Genomic DNA, 15070 nt, shown 5'->3' with positions numbered 1-15070 from the left:
GTTGGGCTTTTTTCATCCGTGTATGGTTTCGGTTTTACCGTAATTTTTTATGACGATGCTTTCAAAATCAACGAGTTCTTGCCAGCGTTTGTCAACATCAATATCTTTTCCGTATTTGCGAGCAAAACCTATAAAGGTTGTGTAATGACCTGCTTCACTAATCATCAAATCATGATAAAATTTAGAAAGTTCAGGATCTTTTATTTCTTTAGATAATAACTTAAAACGCTCACAACTTCTGGCTTCGATCATAGCAGAAAACAGGAGTCTGTCTACCATACATTGCAGTCTGTTACCACCTTTATTCATAAATTTATAAAGCTCGTTAACATAACTGTCTTTACGCTCTCTGCCCAATTTATAACCACGTTTTTTTATAATATCATGAACCATTTGGAAATGTTCTAACTCTTCCTGGGCTAATACTAATAAATCTGTGACCAGATCGGTATACTCTGAGTTTAAAGTAATGATGGTTATAGCGTTAGAAGCCGCCTTTTGTTCACACCAGGCATGATCGGTTAAAATCTCTTCAATATTAGATTCTACAATATTTACCCAACGCGGATCCGTTTCTAGTTTTAAACCAAGCATAATCGTTTTTTTTGTAAAAGTAATATTATAAGTAACGACCAACTAAAATTACGAAATGTAATTCCAGATGTTTTTGTATTTACCTAAAGATTTGTAAGTATCTAAAATGACTTTATTCTCTATAGAAGTAAGTGTAGAGTCGTTTTTGAGCACGTTTTTAGCATGATGCCTTGCTAATTGTAGAATATCATTATCCTTTATAATGTCAGCGATTTTAAGGTTTAAAACACCACTTTGCTGTGTTCCCATAATATCCCCAGGCCCACGTAAACGTAAATCTACCTCAGCGATTTCAAAACCATCACTAGTTCTCACCATAGTTTCTAAGCGTGTCTTACTATCATTACTAAGTTTGTGACTCGTCATTAAAATACAGTAACTCTGTTCTGCACCACGCCCCACACGACCACGAAGCTGATGTAGTTGTGATAAACCAAAACGTTCTGCACTTTCAATTATCATAACTGAAGCGTTAGGTACATTGACGCCTACCTCAATAACAGTGGTCGCTACCATGATTTGAGTTTCTCCTTTTATAAAGCGTTGCATTTCGTAATCCTTATCTGCAGGCTTCATTTTTCCATGAACAATGGATATTTGATAATCTGGTAAAGGAAAATCTCTAGAAATACTTTCGTACCCATCCATTAAATCTTTGTAATCCATCTTTTCGTTTTCTTGAATTAATGGATATACAATATAAACTTGTCTGCCTTTTGTTATCTCATCTCTAATAAATTTAAAAACATTCAGTCTATTTTTATCATAACGATGTACCGTTTTTATAGACTGTCTGCCAGGTGGTAATTCATCAATAACCGAGATGTCTAAATCACCATAAACAGACATCGCCAAAGTTCTTGGAATTGGAGTGGCCGTCATCACTAAAATATGTGGAGGGGTGTGAGCCCCATTATTTTGGCGAACGGATTTTGCGTCCTCCCTTTGGGAGGATTGAGGGGATCCTTTCCTCCATAATTTACTTCGTTGAGCAACTCCAAATCGATGCTGTTCATCTATAATTGCAAGGCCTAAATTTTTAAATTTCACCTTATCTTCAAGCAAAGCATGCGTGCCAATAAGTATTTGTAAATCGCCATTTTCTAAACTCTCATGAATTATTTTTCTTTCTGAAGTTTTAGTTGAACCTGTAAGTTTTCCGATTCTGATATTCAATTTGTTACAGTGTTCAAGTAATCCGTTATAGTGTTGAACTGACAAAATTTCAGTCGGAGCCATTAAGCAGGCTTGAAAACCATTATCAAGTGCTATTAACATTGACATAAGGGCTACTATAGTCTTGCCAGAACCAACATCGCCCTGCAATAGCCTATTCATTTGTGCATTACTACCCAAATCAGCACGAATTTCTTTTAACACACGTTTTTGTGCATCAGTTAATTCGAAGGGTAAATGCTCTTTAAAAAAGGTGTTAAAATTGGTGCCGACCTTTTCAAAAGGAAAGCCTTTTATTTTTGATTTATGAACTAAATTTTTAATGATAAGCTGTAGCTGAATATAAAATAATTCTTCAAATTTTAATCGAAATTGTGCTTTGGAAAGTAACTCTTGACTCTTCGGAAAATGAACATTAAAAAGTGCTTCTCTTTTAGGGATTAATTTTAATTCGGTAAGTAGATTTTCAGATAGTGTTTCGGTAAATCTGCCTCCTGTTTCTAAAAATAACTGCTGCATGATTTTATTAATCACACGATTTGTAACCCCTCTATTGGATAGTTTTTCTGTAGAAGGATATACCGGTTGCATCGCAGAACGTAAATTTTCTCTGTGAGCTTCCAATGCTTCTATATCTGGATGTGGCATGTTAAACTTGCCGCTAAACCAATTGGTTTTTCCATAAATTACATAGGGTTTATTAAGTTTTAGGTTATCACGAATCCATTTTTGTCCTCTAAACCACACTAATTCCATGGTGCCCGTATCATCTTGAAAAGTCGCCACTAATCGTTTTCCACGTTTTTGAGCCACTTCTTTAAAAGCTATGATTTTTCCAATGACTTGAACATCGGCATTATTCCGTTGTAGTTGGTTAATTTTGTAATACTTGGTTCTGTCTATGTATCTATTTGGAAATAAATTAATTAAATCCTGATACGTGTGAATGCCTAATTCTTTCCGCAATAAATCAGCGCGATTTGGACCGACGCCTTTTAAATAATCTATTGGTGTTTGAAGTTTTGCAGACATAAAAGCGAATTTAATTAATTCTCACGAAAGTGGGAATCTTATCATATTGGAACTTTATAAATTCTTATTAAAACATTATCTTGGTCTAATCCTTGTTTATTATTTACATATGAAACATATACCATTTTTTTTCTTTCTACTTTTTACTTGTTTTGGAATGTCTCAACAAACAGATTATATGGATTTTAAAAGGGCTAATGCAAATATTTCATTCGACCAAAATATAGAACAGGTGAGTGGGTATATAGAATATACATTTGATATTTTAAAAGATATTGATTCCATTTATATTGATGCAAAAAACTTTTTACATCAAGAAGTCATAGCTCTAGATGTTCCTGTATTTGATTATGAATATGATGGTAAGCATATCATTATAAAGAGTGATTTTAAAAAGAATGCATCACATCGTATTCAGATATCGTGGTTTGCAAAACCGAAAAAAGCGCTTTATTTTATTGACTGGAAGCACGATGATGGAAATAAACAAATCTGGACACAAGGACAAGGTAAATACACAAGTAATTGGCTCCCATCAATAGACGATATGAATGATAAAATTGAATTTGATTTAACAATCACTTTCGATAAAGATTACGAAGTTATTGCCAACGGAAAATTAACAAATAAACAGATAAACGAATCAACAATTATTTGGCACTATGATATGCAACACCCCATGTCAAGTTATTTAGTGGCTCTAGCTATTGGTAAATACCATAAAAAAGTAGTCTATTCAAAAAGCGGTATTCCTATAGAAATGTACTATTACCCAACGGATTCTTTAAAGTTTGAGCCAACCTATCGTTATACCAAACAAATGTTCGATTTTCTAGAAGAAGAAATTGGTGTTCCGTATCCTTGGCAAAATTATAAACAAGTACCGGTAAAGGATTTTCTGTATGCCGGTATGGAAAATACAAGTACTACGATCTTCTCTGATGCTTTTGTGGTAGATTCCATTGCTTTTATTGATAAAAATTATGTAAATGTTAATGCACATGAATTAGCACACCAATGGTTTGGAAATCTGGTTACAGAAACTTCAGGAACGCACCATTGGTTACAAGAAGGCTTTGCAACGTATTACGCTTTACTAGCAGAACGTAATATTTTTGGTGATAATTATTACTATTGGAGGCTTTACGAATATGCTCAGGAGTTATTGGAACAGCATAATGCCAGGCAAAGCACATCACTTTTAGACCCTAAATCGAGTAGCACAACTTTTTATAAAAAAGGAGCTTGGGTATTGCACATGCTGCGAGAAAAGGTAGGGGATTCAGTATTTAGAACTGCGGTTATAAACTATCTGAATAAAAATCAATTCAAAAATGTTGAAACAGATGATTTTATAAATGAGGTAGAGCAGGCTAGTGGTCAGGATTTAGACGCATTTGTTGAAGCTTGGTTACAGGCTAAAAAGTTTAATTATGATGCCGCCTTAAAGAGTCTTGAAAAATCAGTATTTATACAAGAATATTTGATGGTAGATTGTACGGGGTACACATCTAAATGTTCGGGTTATTTATTATCTGGGATTTCGGATGAAGCAAAAGCGAAAGTTGTTTCCCAAATACCAAATCGATTGCAAAAGAAAGACTTTAATAACGCTGTAAAAGTTCGGCAAGCTATTGCTAAAAACCTGCCTAAGGTACCAGAAACGTTAAAAAAGGAATATGAAACACTTCTGGACGATGCATCGTATTTAACTATAGAGGCAGCTTTATTTGGTCTTTGGAATAGCTTTCCAAAAGATCAAAACACATATTTGAAAAAAACGAAGAATATTCAAGGGTTTAATGACAAGAATATTAGAACCCTTTGGTTAACATTAGCTTTAATTACTGATGATTTTGAACCTGAAAACGATGCCTTGTTTTTCAATGAACTGCTTGATTATACAAGTTCAAAATATGGTTTTGAAATTCGTATGAATGCCTTTAGTTATTTAATGTGGATTAGTTCTTGCGGTGAAACATGTCAAGAGAATTTGAAGCAAGCTACGAAGCATCATAATTGGCAATTTTCAAAGTTTGCAAAAGAGATGCTGAAACAATTAAAATAAATATTATTTTCTCCTTTCTAAATTTGCAGGATTTCTGCAAATTAAGCAGCCTGCCAAATAGGTGATAGAAAGTTCATAAACACCATCGGTTCTACCAATATCGGTTGTATTTAAATCATAAGAGAAACCAAAGCGTAACTGTTCGAGTTCTAAGCCTATAAAGGCGTTAATTGAGGTTAACAAATGACTGTTTAAGCTATTTTTAGCGGGATTGGTAACTGCCATAGCCCCTAGCATTAGCTTTTCTAGTTTTACTGTAGTACCTATGTCTAATCTGTTATACTGACCTTGTTGCATATAATTAACAGAAATAAGCATATCGTTATAATCGAAATAAGGAAATTTGTAATTGGCATGAATGGAATAAAAGATATCTAAGGGGACGTTTCCATTTTCAACAAATGAAATATTAGGCCTGTTTAGATGTTTTATAGAGGCTCCTAACCATAAATCGGTATCATTTCGTGTATTTTTTTTATCAAAAACAAAACCAGCATTAAAATCAAAAAAAGTAACATTCCTATTTGCATTCATTGCAAATACATCGGATGAAGAAGGATTTATGGTTTCTGAATTAATATTGATCTGATCGGCTAATACCAAGTTTCTAAAATTAAAAGATTTTGTGCCAAAGCCAAATTCTACAGCAGGTCTAAAGAACCAATCGTTAGCCAGTTTTACGTGATATGAATAGTTAATATTCCCTTGTAAATGGTTGTAACTGGTGTTATTTTCATGCTGATTTAAAATACTAATACCTATACCTCCAATGTTTTCAAGCCAAGTATTAAAAAAGGCGTATTCGGTATCTATTCTTAGGTCTAGGCTAGGCCACTGTGTTCTATGGATCAATCCTAAGTATGTAGCATCTTCAAAACCTGAAAACCCAGGATTCATAGTTTCTGGAACTAAAAAATATTGAGAAAAAATAGGGTCTTGGGCTTTCACTTCAAAACAGTAGTAAGTTATAATGATTAGGACTGATATTTTAATTTTCATTTATTAAGCTCTATCTATTATTTAATTAAAACTAAAACACCTTCTCTCATTATTTCTCCACCGTAAAAGGTCTTAGCCATAAATTTAAATTGGTAATTCCCGTTTTCAGCTCTTGAGTTTTTTATTTTCCCATCCCAACCTCTTATATTATCACCACTTTCAGAATATATTACACTGCCCCAGGTATCATAGATGTTTAAAGTCATGTCGTTTAAACCTATAAAGACAGGAAAAAAATAATCGTTAAGAGTATCTCCATTTGGAGTAAATGCATTAGGCATAACAAGACTATACCCTTTTTCAACAATAATTGTTGTTTCACTAGAATATTTACATCCAAACGGATAGGTAACGGTTTGTTTAATAGTGTATGTTCCTTCCTTAGTATAGGTGTGTTCAGGATTTATTTCATTTGAAAGATTTCCATCTCCAAAATCCCAACTAATGTTAATAAAATCTCCTATAGCTGTGTTTGTAAATTGAATAGGATCATATATAGCATATAAATCATAAGTACTAAAGCCAAAGGAATTTACAGTAAAACTAGAACCATCTATTACTGGAGTTGCAACTTGAATTGAAAAATCCTTAACACAGCCAAAACTATCTGTAACTGTAAGAATAACCAAACCATTGGTTTCGGTATTCATTATTTCATTATTATCACCAGATATGGTTCCACTGGACCAGCTAAGTTGATAAGGGGGGATGCCTCCTTTAACATCTGCTATAAAAGTTTGATCGACTTCTTTAGTAACACAATTAAAATTGGTGATTACTTCAAAAGGTGCTTCAAGGGGTTCAAATCTTTTAATTTCAAAAGATTCAGTTTCTATACAGCCATTAGCATCTGTAATTGTAACGGTATAGATATCTGGAGGAATGTTATCTAGATCTTCTGTTCTAGAACCATTACTCCACACAATTGATAGAGGTAAAGAGCCTCCAGTCACTTCCAGATCAATAGAACCACTGTTAACATCGTCACAGTCCAATGCATCTGATGCTATACCTATTAATGTTAAGAGGGGAGGTTCATGAATAGTGAATGATTCTTGTAAAACACACCCTTTAGCATCAGTAATGGTTACGGAATAATCTCCAGGACCAATATTGTTTCGTTCATCTCCAGAGGTCGAACTATCATCCCAAACCAATGTTACAGGGCTTTCGCCTCCTATCAGGTTTAATTTTATACTACCATCACTATCCCCAAAACAAGATACGTCTTTAACATCTGGATTAATATCAAAAATGGGCGCGTTATCCAAAACTATAGGAAAATCAACAGTACAGTCTAAAGCATCTGTTATTGTAACGGTATAAGTACCATGCGATAAGTTGTCCTGCACCATGCCAGTCCCTAAATTACTCCACTGAATGGGATCATAAGGCGGAACACCTCCGGAAATTCCATTAATAGTAATAGCGCCACTATCATCATTATAGCATACTATTTCTTTGATGGTATAATCTAATTTTATTTCTGGATTTTGAGGAACAACAACTTGTAGGTTTTCCGTACATCCGGAATTATCTGTAACGACTAAATTATAAGTTCCTGCTTCAATATTACTCAAATTTCTATTACTACTTCTAAATCCGTTAGGTCCAGTCCAATTATATCTATAATTAAAAACACCAGGAGTTATTTCTATAGCCCTACCACCAGTTACGTTTACATCTATTTTACCTGTAAAAGCTCCATAACAAAGAATAATATCAACAGGGCTCGCTAAATTAACTTCGAGCAATGGTGGTTCTATGATTTCGTAAGAACTATTAAGCGTATTACAATTATTAACTTCTGTAATAGTTACTTCATATTCTCCAGGAGTTAAATTGTTTAAATCTTCAGTTGAAGCAGAAAATGTAGGATCTCCAACTTTTGTCCATACAAATGTATAAGGTGTTGTACCTCCACTAATATTCAGGTTAATTCTTCCGTCATTTAAACCAAAACAAGAGATGTCATTTTTACTCTCACTTGAGATTCTGAATAAACCAGGTTCGGTAACTCTATAATTATCAGTAAAAGGGCAGTTGCCATCATCGGTAATTCTTAATGTATAATTTCCAGGTTCTAAATCTCTAATATCTTCATCATTGCTATTAAATCCATTTGGCCCTGTCCAGGAAATAATATAAGGATCACCTGTTGACAAAGGGATGCCTCCAGATATGGTGATGTCTATGGAGCCATCATCTGAACCAAAACAGGTATTATTAGTTATATTTCGTGTAACATTGATTAATGGATTGACCGTTACAGTTACTGTAAAATCAGGACCAGGACAACCATTTGCAATAGGTGATACCGTATACGTTGCAGTCGCTGGAGTATTTGTGTTATTAGTTAGTCTTTGGCTAATATTAGTTCTTGGAGATGACTGAGCCGTTGCTCCACTAATAGCTCCAGAAGGGCTTACTACTGGTGCAGACCAGGTATAGGTAGTCCCAGACGGGACATTATCTGTACTATTAGTAAATGGTCTAACCTGAAAGGTGTCACCACTACAAATTTCTGTGGTTTTTGCAGATATAATAGGAGATAGCACTGTGTCTACAGAAAAATTAGCTGTTTTGGTTGTTGTACCGCAGCTATTTGTAACACTAAAAGTTGCTGTATAATTTCCACTTGTAGAATAATCTATAGAGCCAGGATTTAATGATGTAGATGATGAAGGTGTACCACCAGGGAAACTCCACGAATAAGTTAAAGTTTCAGAACTTGGAGCACAAGTTTCTAAAACTCTACCTACGGGGTTAATAGTTGCAGAATTACAAAAGTCTGAAATAGGATCTAACTCCGTTTTTGGCTTTTGTTTTACCTGTATTGTTTTAGTTATAGAGCGGGATACACCACACGAATTTCTTGTAGTTAATCTTAGGTTATAAGTTCCAGAGGTCGAGAAAAGAAATGTAGGTTCTCTAGAAGCTGAATTTGTTCCATTTGTAAAACTCCAGCGTTCTGGTTCTTCGCCGCAAAAGCCATCAAAATACCTTATAATTTCCCAACGATAAGTTTCAGCTCCACAGCCTAAACTGGCGTCTGTGGTATTTGTAACTTGAAAGTTTTCAGAAAGACAAGCATTACCAAATGTGAAATCTGGAACCAATATAGGTTCTACACATATTGTTTTTGTGACTGAGGTTCCTACTCCACAAGGTGTTTCGGCAGCTAAAGTTATAGTGTAAGTTCCAGGAGTTGTATATACATGACTTGGACTAACAGCCCTTGAAGGTAGGCTTCCGTCTCCAAAATCCCAGGTATATACATTAAATGTACTACAGTCATTAGTATAACCAGCTATAGTTGTATTACTGAAAAAAGTAGATGTATTTGCGCAGACAATACTGTTTACGTTAAAGCTTACTGTAGGCACGTCTAAAATAATAATAGGACCAGCAGTAAGAAACGTGCTACCACAGGATGTTGTTATTCTTAAACTTACAGTATTACCGCTTGGACAATTAAATCTAGTAAATGTATGCGGAATTGGAAAATCTTGTGATGCAGGCGGGTTTGCTGCATTATAATAAGGGGAGCTTTCTAACTGTGCTTGGGTATAGCTTGCCGTATTGCCGTCACCATAGTTTATTTGATAATTAGTATCTGAAGGGTTTAATGCCCAAGACCCAATGGCAAATTCCATAGGCGCTAAAGGTGTACATAGATTAGTTGTATTACCAGGGGCAATTAAAGCACCAATAGGATTATTGGAATTTTTTATGACGTAAGTAATTGAGTTATTACAGCCACTATTACCAATACCAGTTACAACCATATTGTAGGAACCTAATGATGTATAGGTATGTATTTTAGGAAATGTTACATTGGTTTCAGAAGTCCCATCTCCCCAATCGACATTGTATGATGCTATACATGCAGAAGAATTAGAATTGTTGCCAACATTTATGGTGTATTGTGGATCTGTATTGTTGTCTCCACATTTTTCAAAAGGAGCACTAGAACCAGAAGGAGCATTTAGGTTTACAAATTCTAAATCTGGTTGTTGTTGTATTGAAATAATTTTTGTTACAGGTGTGCTGTCTCCATTACCATCTGTAACTGTTAACGTGACATTGTTATTTTGAAAACCACAGCCTAATTCGGTATATAGGTGCGTAGGGTTCCTTTCATTAGATGTCGTACCATCTCCAAAATCCCAACTAAATGTAAAAGGAGCCACTCCAGAAACTGTAGGTGCAAATGTAATTGCTGTTCCAGAACATGTACCATCATTATTAAAGGAGAAATCAACAGTTGGCGGTTTAATAGGATTTTCAATATTAGAACTATTGTATATATAAGATTTATTTAATCCAAAAAAAGTAACAATTATTAAAAAAAATAAAAGAGTAAGAAAAGAATTCTTGTTCATGTAGAATATTTAGTAACCATAGGTTAATGCTAAACTAATGTTTTGTTAATATAGGGCAAGAATTTATGGTTAAAAAGAAGTAAATTTCGATATGATACATTTTTTTCGATTTAAATTGAAAAATGGAATGATCTGATAGAAAAAGGCACATGATCGAAATTCTGTTAACATCAATTTATCAGTTAATTAATTATGTTTGAATTTTTTGGACCATTATTTCTTCTTGAATATTTTAAAATAGCTATTCTTGTTTTTTTAGTAGATTTTTAACGAGTTCGTGGATTAATATTTATTTATTCCACAAAATGCTCAAAATAGATATGCAACACGACCAATAATAAAATAAAGGATTTTTAGTTTCAAAATTGATAAGGGTTCTTATTATATTTACAATTAGAATAAAAAATATGAAAGCATTAGTAATTTCAGGAGGAGGTAGCAAAGGAGCGTATGCTGGTGGTGTTGCTCAGTATTTAATACAAGAAGAGAGCAGGAATTATGATATGTTTTTAGGAACATCTACCGGAAGTTTACTAGTACCACATTTGGCTGCCGGTGAGATAGACAAGATTAAAGACGTCTTTACAAATGTTAATCAAAGTAATATTTTTAGTGTAAATCCTTTTGTGATGCGTAAAAAAGGAAATCGAGAATTCGTTTCAATCGATTTTTTAAATACAGTCTGGCAATTCATAAAAATGAAACGAACTTTTGGTGAGAGTAAAGCACTAAAGCGTCATATAAAAAAACACTTTACAGAAGCAGAATATAATGTTATTAGAGAGACTAAAGATGATGTTGTTGTTACGGTATCTAATTTATCTAAAAACAGAGTTGAATATAAATCTATTAAAGATTTTAGTTATGATGAGTTTTGTGATTGGGTATGGATTTCGTGTAACTATATTCCATTCATGTCTTTAGTTAAAAGAAATGGTTTTGAGTATGCAGATGGAGGATTAGGCTGTGTGATTCCTATTCGAGAGGCTATATTACGTGGAGCTACAGAGGTCGATGCCGTTGTTTTAGAATCCGAAAATATGGAATACAATAAAGTGCTGGGTAAAAATCCATTTTCTTTAATGATTAATTTGTTTAGTCACTTGCTGGATCAAGTAGAACGTAGTGACATTACCATAGGTAAATTAGCAGCAAAGAATAAAGGTGTGAAGCTTAATTTATATTATACGCCTGCAAAGCTTATTGAAAACTCATTGATTTTTAATAAAAAACTAATGACATCATGGTGGCAGCAAGGGTATGATTATGCTAAAGAAAAATGCCGTGAAGCCCGTTCGAATGAGCTGCGTATTGATGATGATTTACCACAAATCTGATACTTCTTCTTTGATAAAAGAAAGTGCAGCATCACTAGGCGAATGACGTTCCATCATTTCAGTTAAAATAACTTCTCTTAACTTGTTTGCCGTATCTGTTTTTTCAAGCAAATTAGCCTTTCTAATAAGTTGAATGGTAGCGTTTTTTGCTGTAGTAATAATGCTCCAACACTTATCGCTAATATATATTTGTTGTGATAAATTATGCTCGAACTCTTGTTCAATAGTATGTATAAGTAAAGCTTCGTAATCTTCTTTATTTGAGGTTAATGGAGTTGTTCTAATTAATAACTTAGAAGGTGTAATACGCTCTAAAAACAAAGCCATTCTTTCGTAAGCTTGCAAGCGTAAAGGCATTGCGGTTACCTGTAAATCTTTTTTTAATAAAAACCGTCTACGACCATCTTCGTTTTTAGTATGCTCTTTAAAAAAGTAATACGCAATACAACCAGTTATTAATGACGGAATTGCGAATAAAAATAGATCTAAAATTCTTTGTGCATCCATAAAATGTTAATCGATTTGGGTTTTGTTATAATTTGATCCCAAATATAAACAATCTTTTAAATCCTGCATACTATTAAATGGTACAGGTGTTTTTTCATACATGTATGTTCTGTTTAATTCTTTTGAAAGATTGTGATCATCTACATTAATTTCAATATCATTCATTTTAAATTGACAAGGATGCTCATATCCTGCTGCATGCGTAATTTCGACTAATTCTTTTTTAAAGGTTTTAAAATATTGTGCTAATCGTTCAGATTTTAAGGTTGGATCTATACCATTTTGCAACCATTTACTCTGTGTAGCGATACCAGTAGGGCATTTATTGGTATGGCATACTTGAGCTTGAATACAACCAATACTCATCATGGCTTCACGAGCTACATTAATACAATCTATTCCCATAGCAAATGCCATAGCAGCTTTCGCTGGAAAGCCTAGTTTTCCACTGCCAATAAATACGACACGTTCTGATAAGCCTTTGTGTTTAAAAAGCTTGTATAAATTACCAAATCCATAAACCCAAGGTAATGACACATGATCTGCAAAACTAGGAGGTGCTGCTCCTGTACCACCTTCACCACCATCTACAGTAATAAAATCTGGTCCCTTTCCGGTTTTTAACATAATATCTGCAAGTTCATTCCATTGTTCCAATTTTCCGATGGCAGCTTTAATACCAACAGGCAAGCCTGTAGCTTCGGCAATTTCTTCTATAAAATCCACCATTTTTGGAACGTTGGAAAACGCTTTATGATTAGGGGGAGACAGCACATCTTTCCCAACTTCAACACCACGAATTGCTGCAATTTCTTTAGTGATTTTTGCTCCAGGCAATACACCTCCTTTACCTGGCTTTGCACCTTGGGATAATTTGATTTCTATAGCTCTAATAAATGGATTGTCATGAACCAGTTTCTTCATTTTTTCCATTGAAAAACCACCATCCTCGGAACGCACACCAAAATAACCTGTGCCAAAATGAAATACGACATCACCGCCATGACTATGATAAGGCGATAAGCCACCTTCTCCTGTATTATGATAGGCTCCAGCTATTTTAACGCCTTTATTTAAAGACTCTACTGCCTTGGCAGAAAGGGAGCCAAAACTCATAGCAGATACATTGATAACAGACGCTGGACGATATGGTTTTTTACGTTTATTAAACGCACCAATAACTTTAGCACAAGGTAAAAACGTTTTATCAATACTATTGGGGTGATCTTTATCGATCTTATAAGGCATCATGGCATTATTAATAAACATATGCTGATGTTCATAAATATCTCTATCGGTACCAAAACCTTCGTAATTATTTTCTTTTTTTGCGGATGCATAAATCCAACCACGCTCAATACGGTTAAAAGGTAATTCTTCTCTGTTATTTGCTACAAAATATTGACGCATTTCTGGACCAATACTTTCCAGCCAATATCGTAAATGACCAATTACAGGGAAGTTATGACTAATGGTATGGCTTTTTTGAATAAAAATATCGCGTATAGCAACAAGTGCTAACCCAATTAAAATCCAACCCCACCAAGACATGTTTGATAAAAAATCCAATACGTTATTCATTTTAATTATTTAAGAAATCAAAAGCAATTTGAGTTAATGTTTTTACGCCTAAAAGCATGCCGCTTTCATCTATTTTAAAATCGGGTGTATGGTGTGGGAATGCTTCTTTGTTTCCAGGAGTCATACCTCCTAAAAAGAAATAAAACCCAGGGATGACTTCTTGAAAATATGAAAAATCTTCCCCTCCGGTCGTGGCTTTTCTCAAGCGTACGTTTTTAACACCAGCAACTTTTTGCAAAGTAGGTAGCATTTGGTCTACCAAATCTGAATTATTATAAGTAATCGCTGTATTATTTTGAAAACTAATAGTGGCTTCGCCTCCGTATGCTTTTGCTAAGGTTGTTACCATTTCGGTCATCCTTTTTTCAATATGAGCTTTCATTTTTGGGTCTAAAGTTCTTACTGTGCCAATAAGCTCTGCATTTTCTGGTATAATGTTAAAGCGCGTACCTGCCGTAATTTTTCCAACGGTAATAACGGCTGCTTCATCTACTAGTTTTGATTCTCTACTTATTATGGTTTGTAAACCATCGATAATTTTAGCAGAAATTAAAATAGGATCCACGCCTTGCCAAGGTCTTCCTCCGTGTGTTTGTTTTCCTTTAACATTAATAACGAAGCGTTCCACCGAAGCCATAATACCGTCTTTTTTATAGTGGATCGTTCCAACTTCGTAGTTAGAGCGTATATGCAACCCGAAGATAGCATCTACTTTTGGGTTTTCTAATACTCCTTCTTTAATCATAAGTTTTGCACCTCCTTCTTCACCTGGAGGAGGACCTTCTTCGGCTGGTTGAAAAATAAACTTAACCGTACCCTTGATGTTATCTTTGTTTTTAGACAGGATTTCTGCAACTCCCATTAAAATAGCAGTATGCGTGTCATGTCCACAGGCATGCATCACACCCGTTTCAGTATTTAAAAAAGTCGTTTTTACTTCAGATTTAAAAGGAAGATCGTTTCTTTCGGTAACAGGAAGTGCATCAATATCGGCCCTTAAAGCAACAACTTTACCAGAAGTGTTTCCTTTTAAAATAGCAACGACCCCAGTATGAGCAACGCCAGTTTTTACTTCTAATCCTAATGATTTTAGGTGTTTAGCAATCGTTTCTGCTGTTTTGAATTCTCTGTTTGAAAGCTCTGGGTTTTGATGAAAATGACGACGCCATTTAATGACTTTTGCTTCAATATCTGTAAATTGTTGTTCTAAATTATTTTGTGCGTAGGCGTTTGATGTTCCTAAGAAAACTACGACTAAAAAAAAGAATCTCATAACGTTTATTTAGATTTTGAAGCTTAAAGATATTCAAAAAGAATAAGCTAGTTATAATTGTTTATAATTATTAATAAATCCCTTTAATTAAGAACGTAACAATGGTTATTTTCACATC

Annotated in this window: 9 protein-coding genes; 2 read left to right on the top strand and 7 right to left on the bottom strand. The window is 34.2% G+C overall.

From position 1 onward, the window contains the following. Positions 1 to 12: 12 nt before the first annotated feature. Positions 13 to 594, bottom strand: coding sequence for a MiaE family protein (locus tag Q4Q39_RS11390; protein ID WP_303282604.1), 582 nt, complete (start codon positions 592 to 594; stop codon positions 13 to 15). A gap of 48 nt (positions 595 to 642) precedes the next feature. Further along, on the bottom strand, positions 643 to 2802 hold the full coding sequence (gene recG, locus Q4Q39_RS11385; protein ID WP_303282603.1) for an ATP-dependent DNA helicase RecG: 2160 nt from the start codon (positions 2800 to 2802) through the stop codon (positions 643 to 645). 157 nt (positions 2803 to 2959) lie between these two features. Between recG and Q4Q39_RS11380 the strand changes: the two genes are divergently transcribed. Beyond that, positions 2960 to 4870, top strand: a complete 1911-nt coding sequence (locus Q4Q39_RS11380; RefSeq protein ID WP_303282602.1) for a M1 family metallopeptidase — start codon at positions 2960 to 2962, stop codon at positions 4868 to 4870. 3 nt (positions 4871 to 4873) lie between these two features. On the opposite strand, the gene Q4Q39_RS11375 is transcribed toward Q4Q39_RS11380, so the two are convergent. Together Q4Q39_RS11375 and Q4Q39_RS11370 are read right to left on the bottom strand one after the other, a co-directional pair. Next, the gene (locus Q4Q39_RS11375) at positions 4874 to 5869 is read right to left on the bottom strand and encodes a PorP/SprF family type IX secretion system membrane protein (protein ID WP_303282601.1); all 996 of its coding nucleotides are present in this window, start codon (positions 5867 to 5869) and stop codon (positions 4874 to 4876) included. 17 nt (positions 5870 to 5886) lie between these two features. After that, positions 5887 to 10254 (bottom strand): PKD domain-containing protein, encoded by a 4368-nt coding sequence (locus Q4Q39_RS11370; RefSeq protein ID WP_303282600.1) that lies wholly within the window; start codon positions 10252 to 10254, stop codon positions 5887 to 5889. A 407-nt stretch (positions 10255 to 10661) separates the two neighbouring features. Between Q4Q39_RS11370 and Q4Q39_RS11365 the strand changes: the two genes are divergently transcribed. After that, a complete protein-coding gene (locus Q4Q39_RS11365) occupies positions 10662 to 11591 on the top strand; it encodes a patatin-like phospholipase family protein (RefSeq protein WP_303282599.1) in 930 nt (309 codons plus the stop codon). Here Q4Q39_RS11365 and Q4Q39_RS11360 read toward each other — a convergent pair. Genes Q4Q39_RS11360 through Q4Q39_RS11350 form a run of 3 tightly spaced genes read right to left on the bottom strand, consistent with a single transcriptional unit; the run spans position 11577 to position 14952 of the window. Further along, positions 11577 to 12098: a DUF7935 family protein gene (locus tag Q4Q39_RS11360; protein WP_303282598.1), complete on the bottom strand. Its 522-nt coding sequence runs from the start codon at positions 12096 to 12098 to the stop codon at positions 11577 to 11579. The two genes, Q4Q39_RS11365 and Q4Q39_RS11360, sit on opposite strands and share 15 nt — an antisense overlap. A gap of 6 nt (positions 12099 to 12104) precedes the next feature. Beyond that, complete coding sequence (locus Q4Q39_RS11355) at positions 12105 to 13679, bottom strand: FMN-binding glutamate synthase family protein (protein WP_303282597.1); 1575 nt, start codon at positions 13677 to 13679, stop codon at positions 12105 to 12107. Between the two features lies 1 nt (position 13680). Beyond that, entirely contained in the window at positions 13681 to 14952 is a 1272-nt protein-coding gene (locus Q4Q39_RS11350; RefSeq protein WP_303282596.1) for an amidohydrolase, read from the bottom strand. Between the last annotated feature and the right edge of the window lie 118 nt (positions 14953 to 15070).

The sequence above is a fragment of the Flavivirga amylovorans genome (assembly GCF_030540875.1).
Classification (GTDB): domain Bacteria; phylum Bacteroidota; class Bacteroidia; order Flavobacteriales; family Flavobacteriaceae; genus Flavivirga; species Flavivirga amylovorans.
Note: the sequence above shows the minus strand (reverse complement) of the source record. Positions and strands in the feature narration are given on the sequence as shown.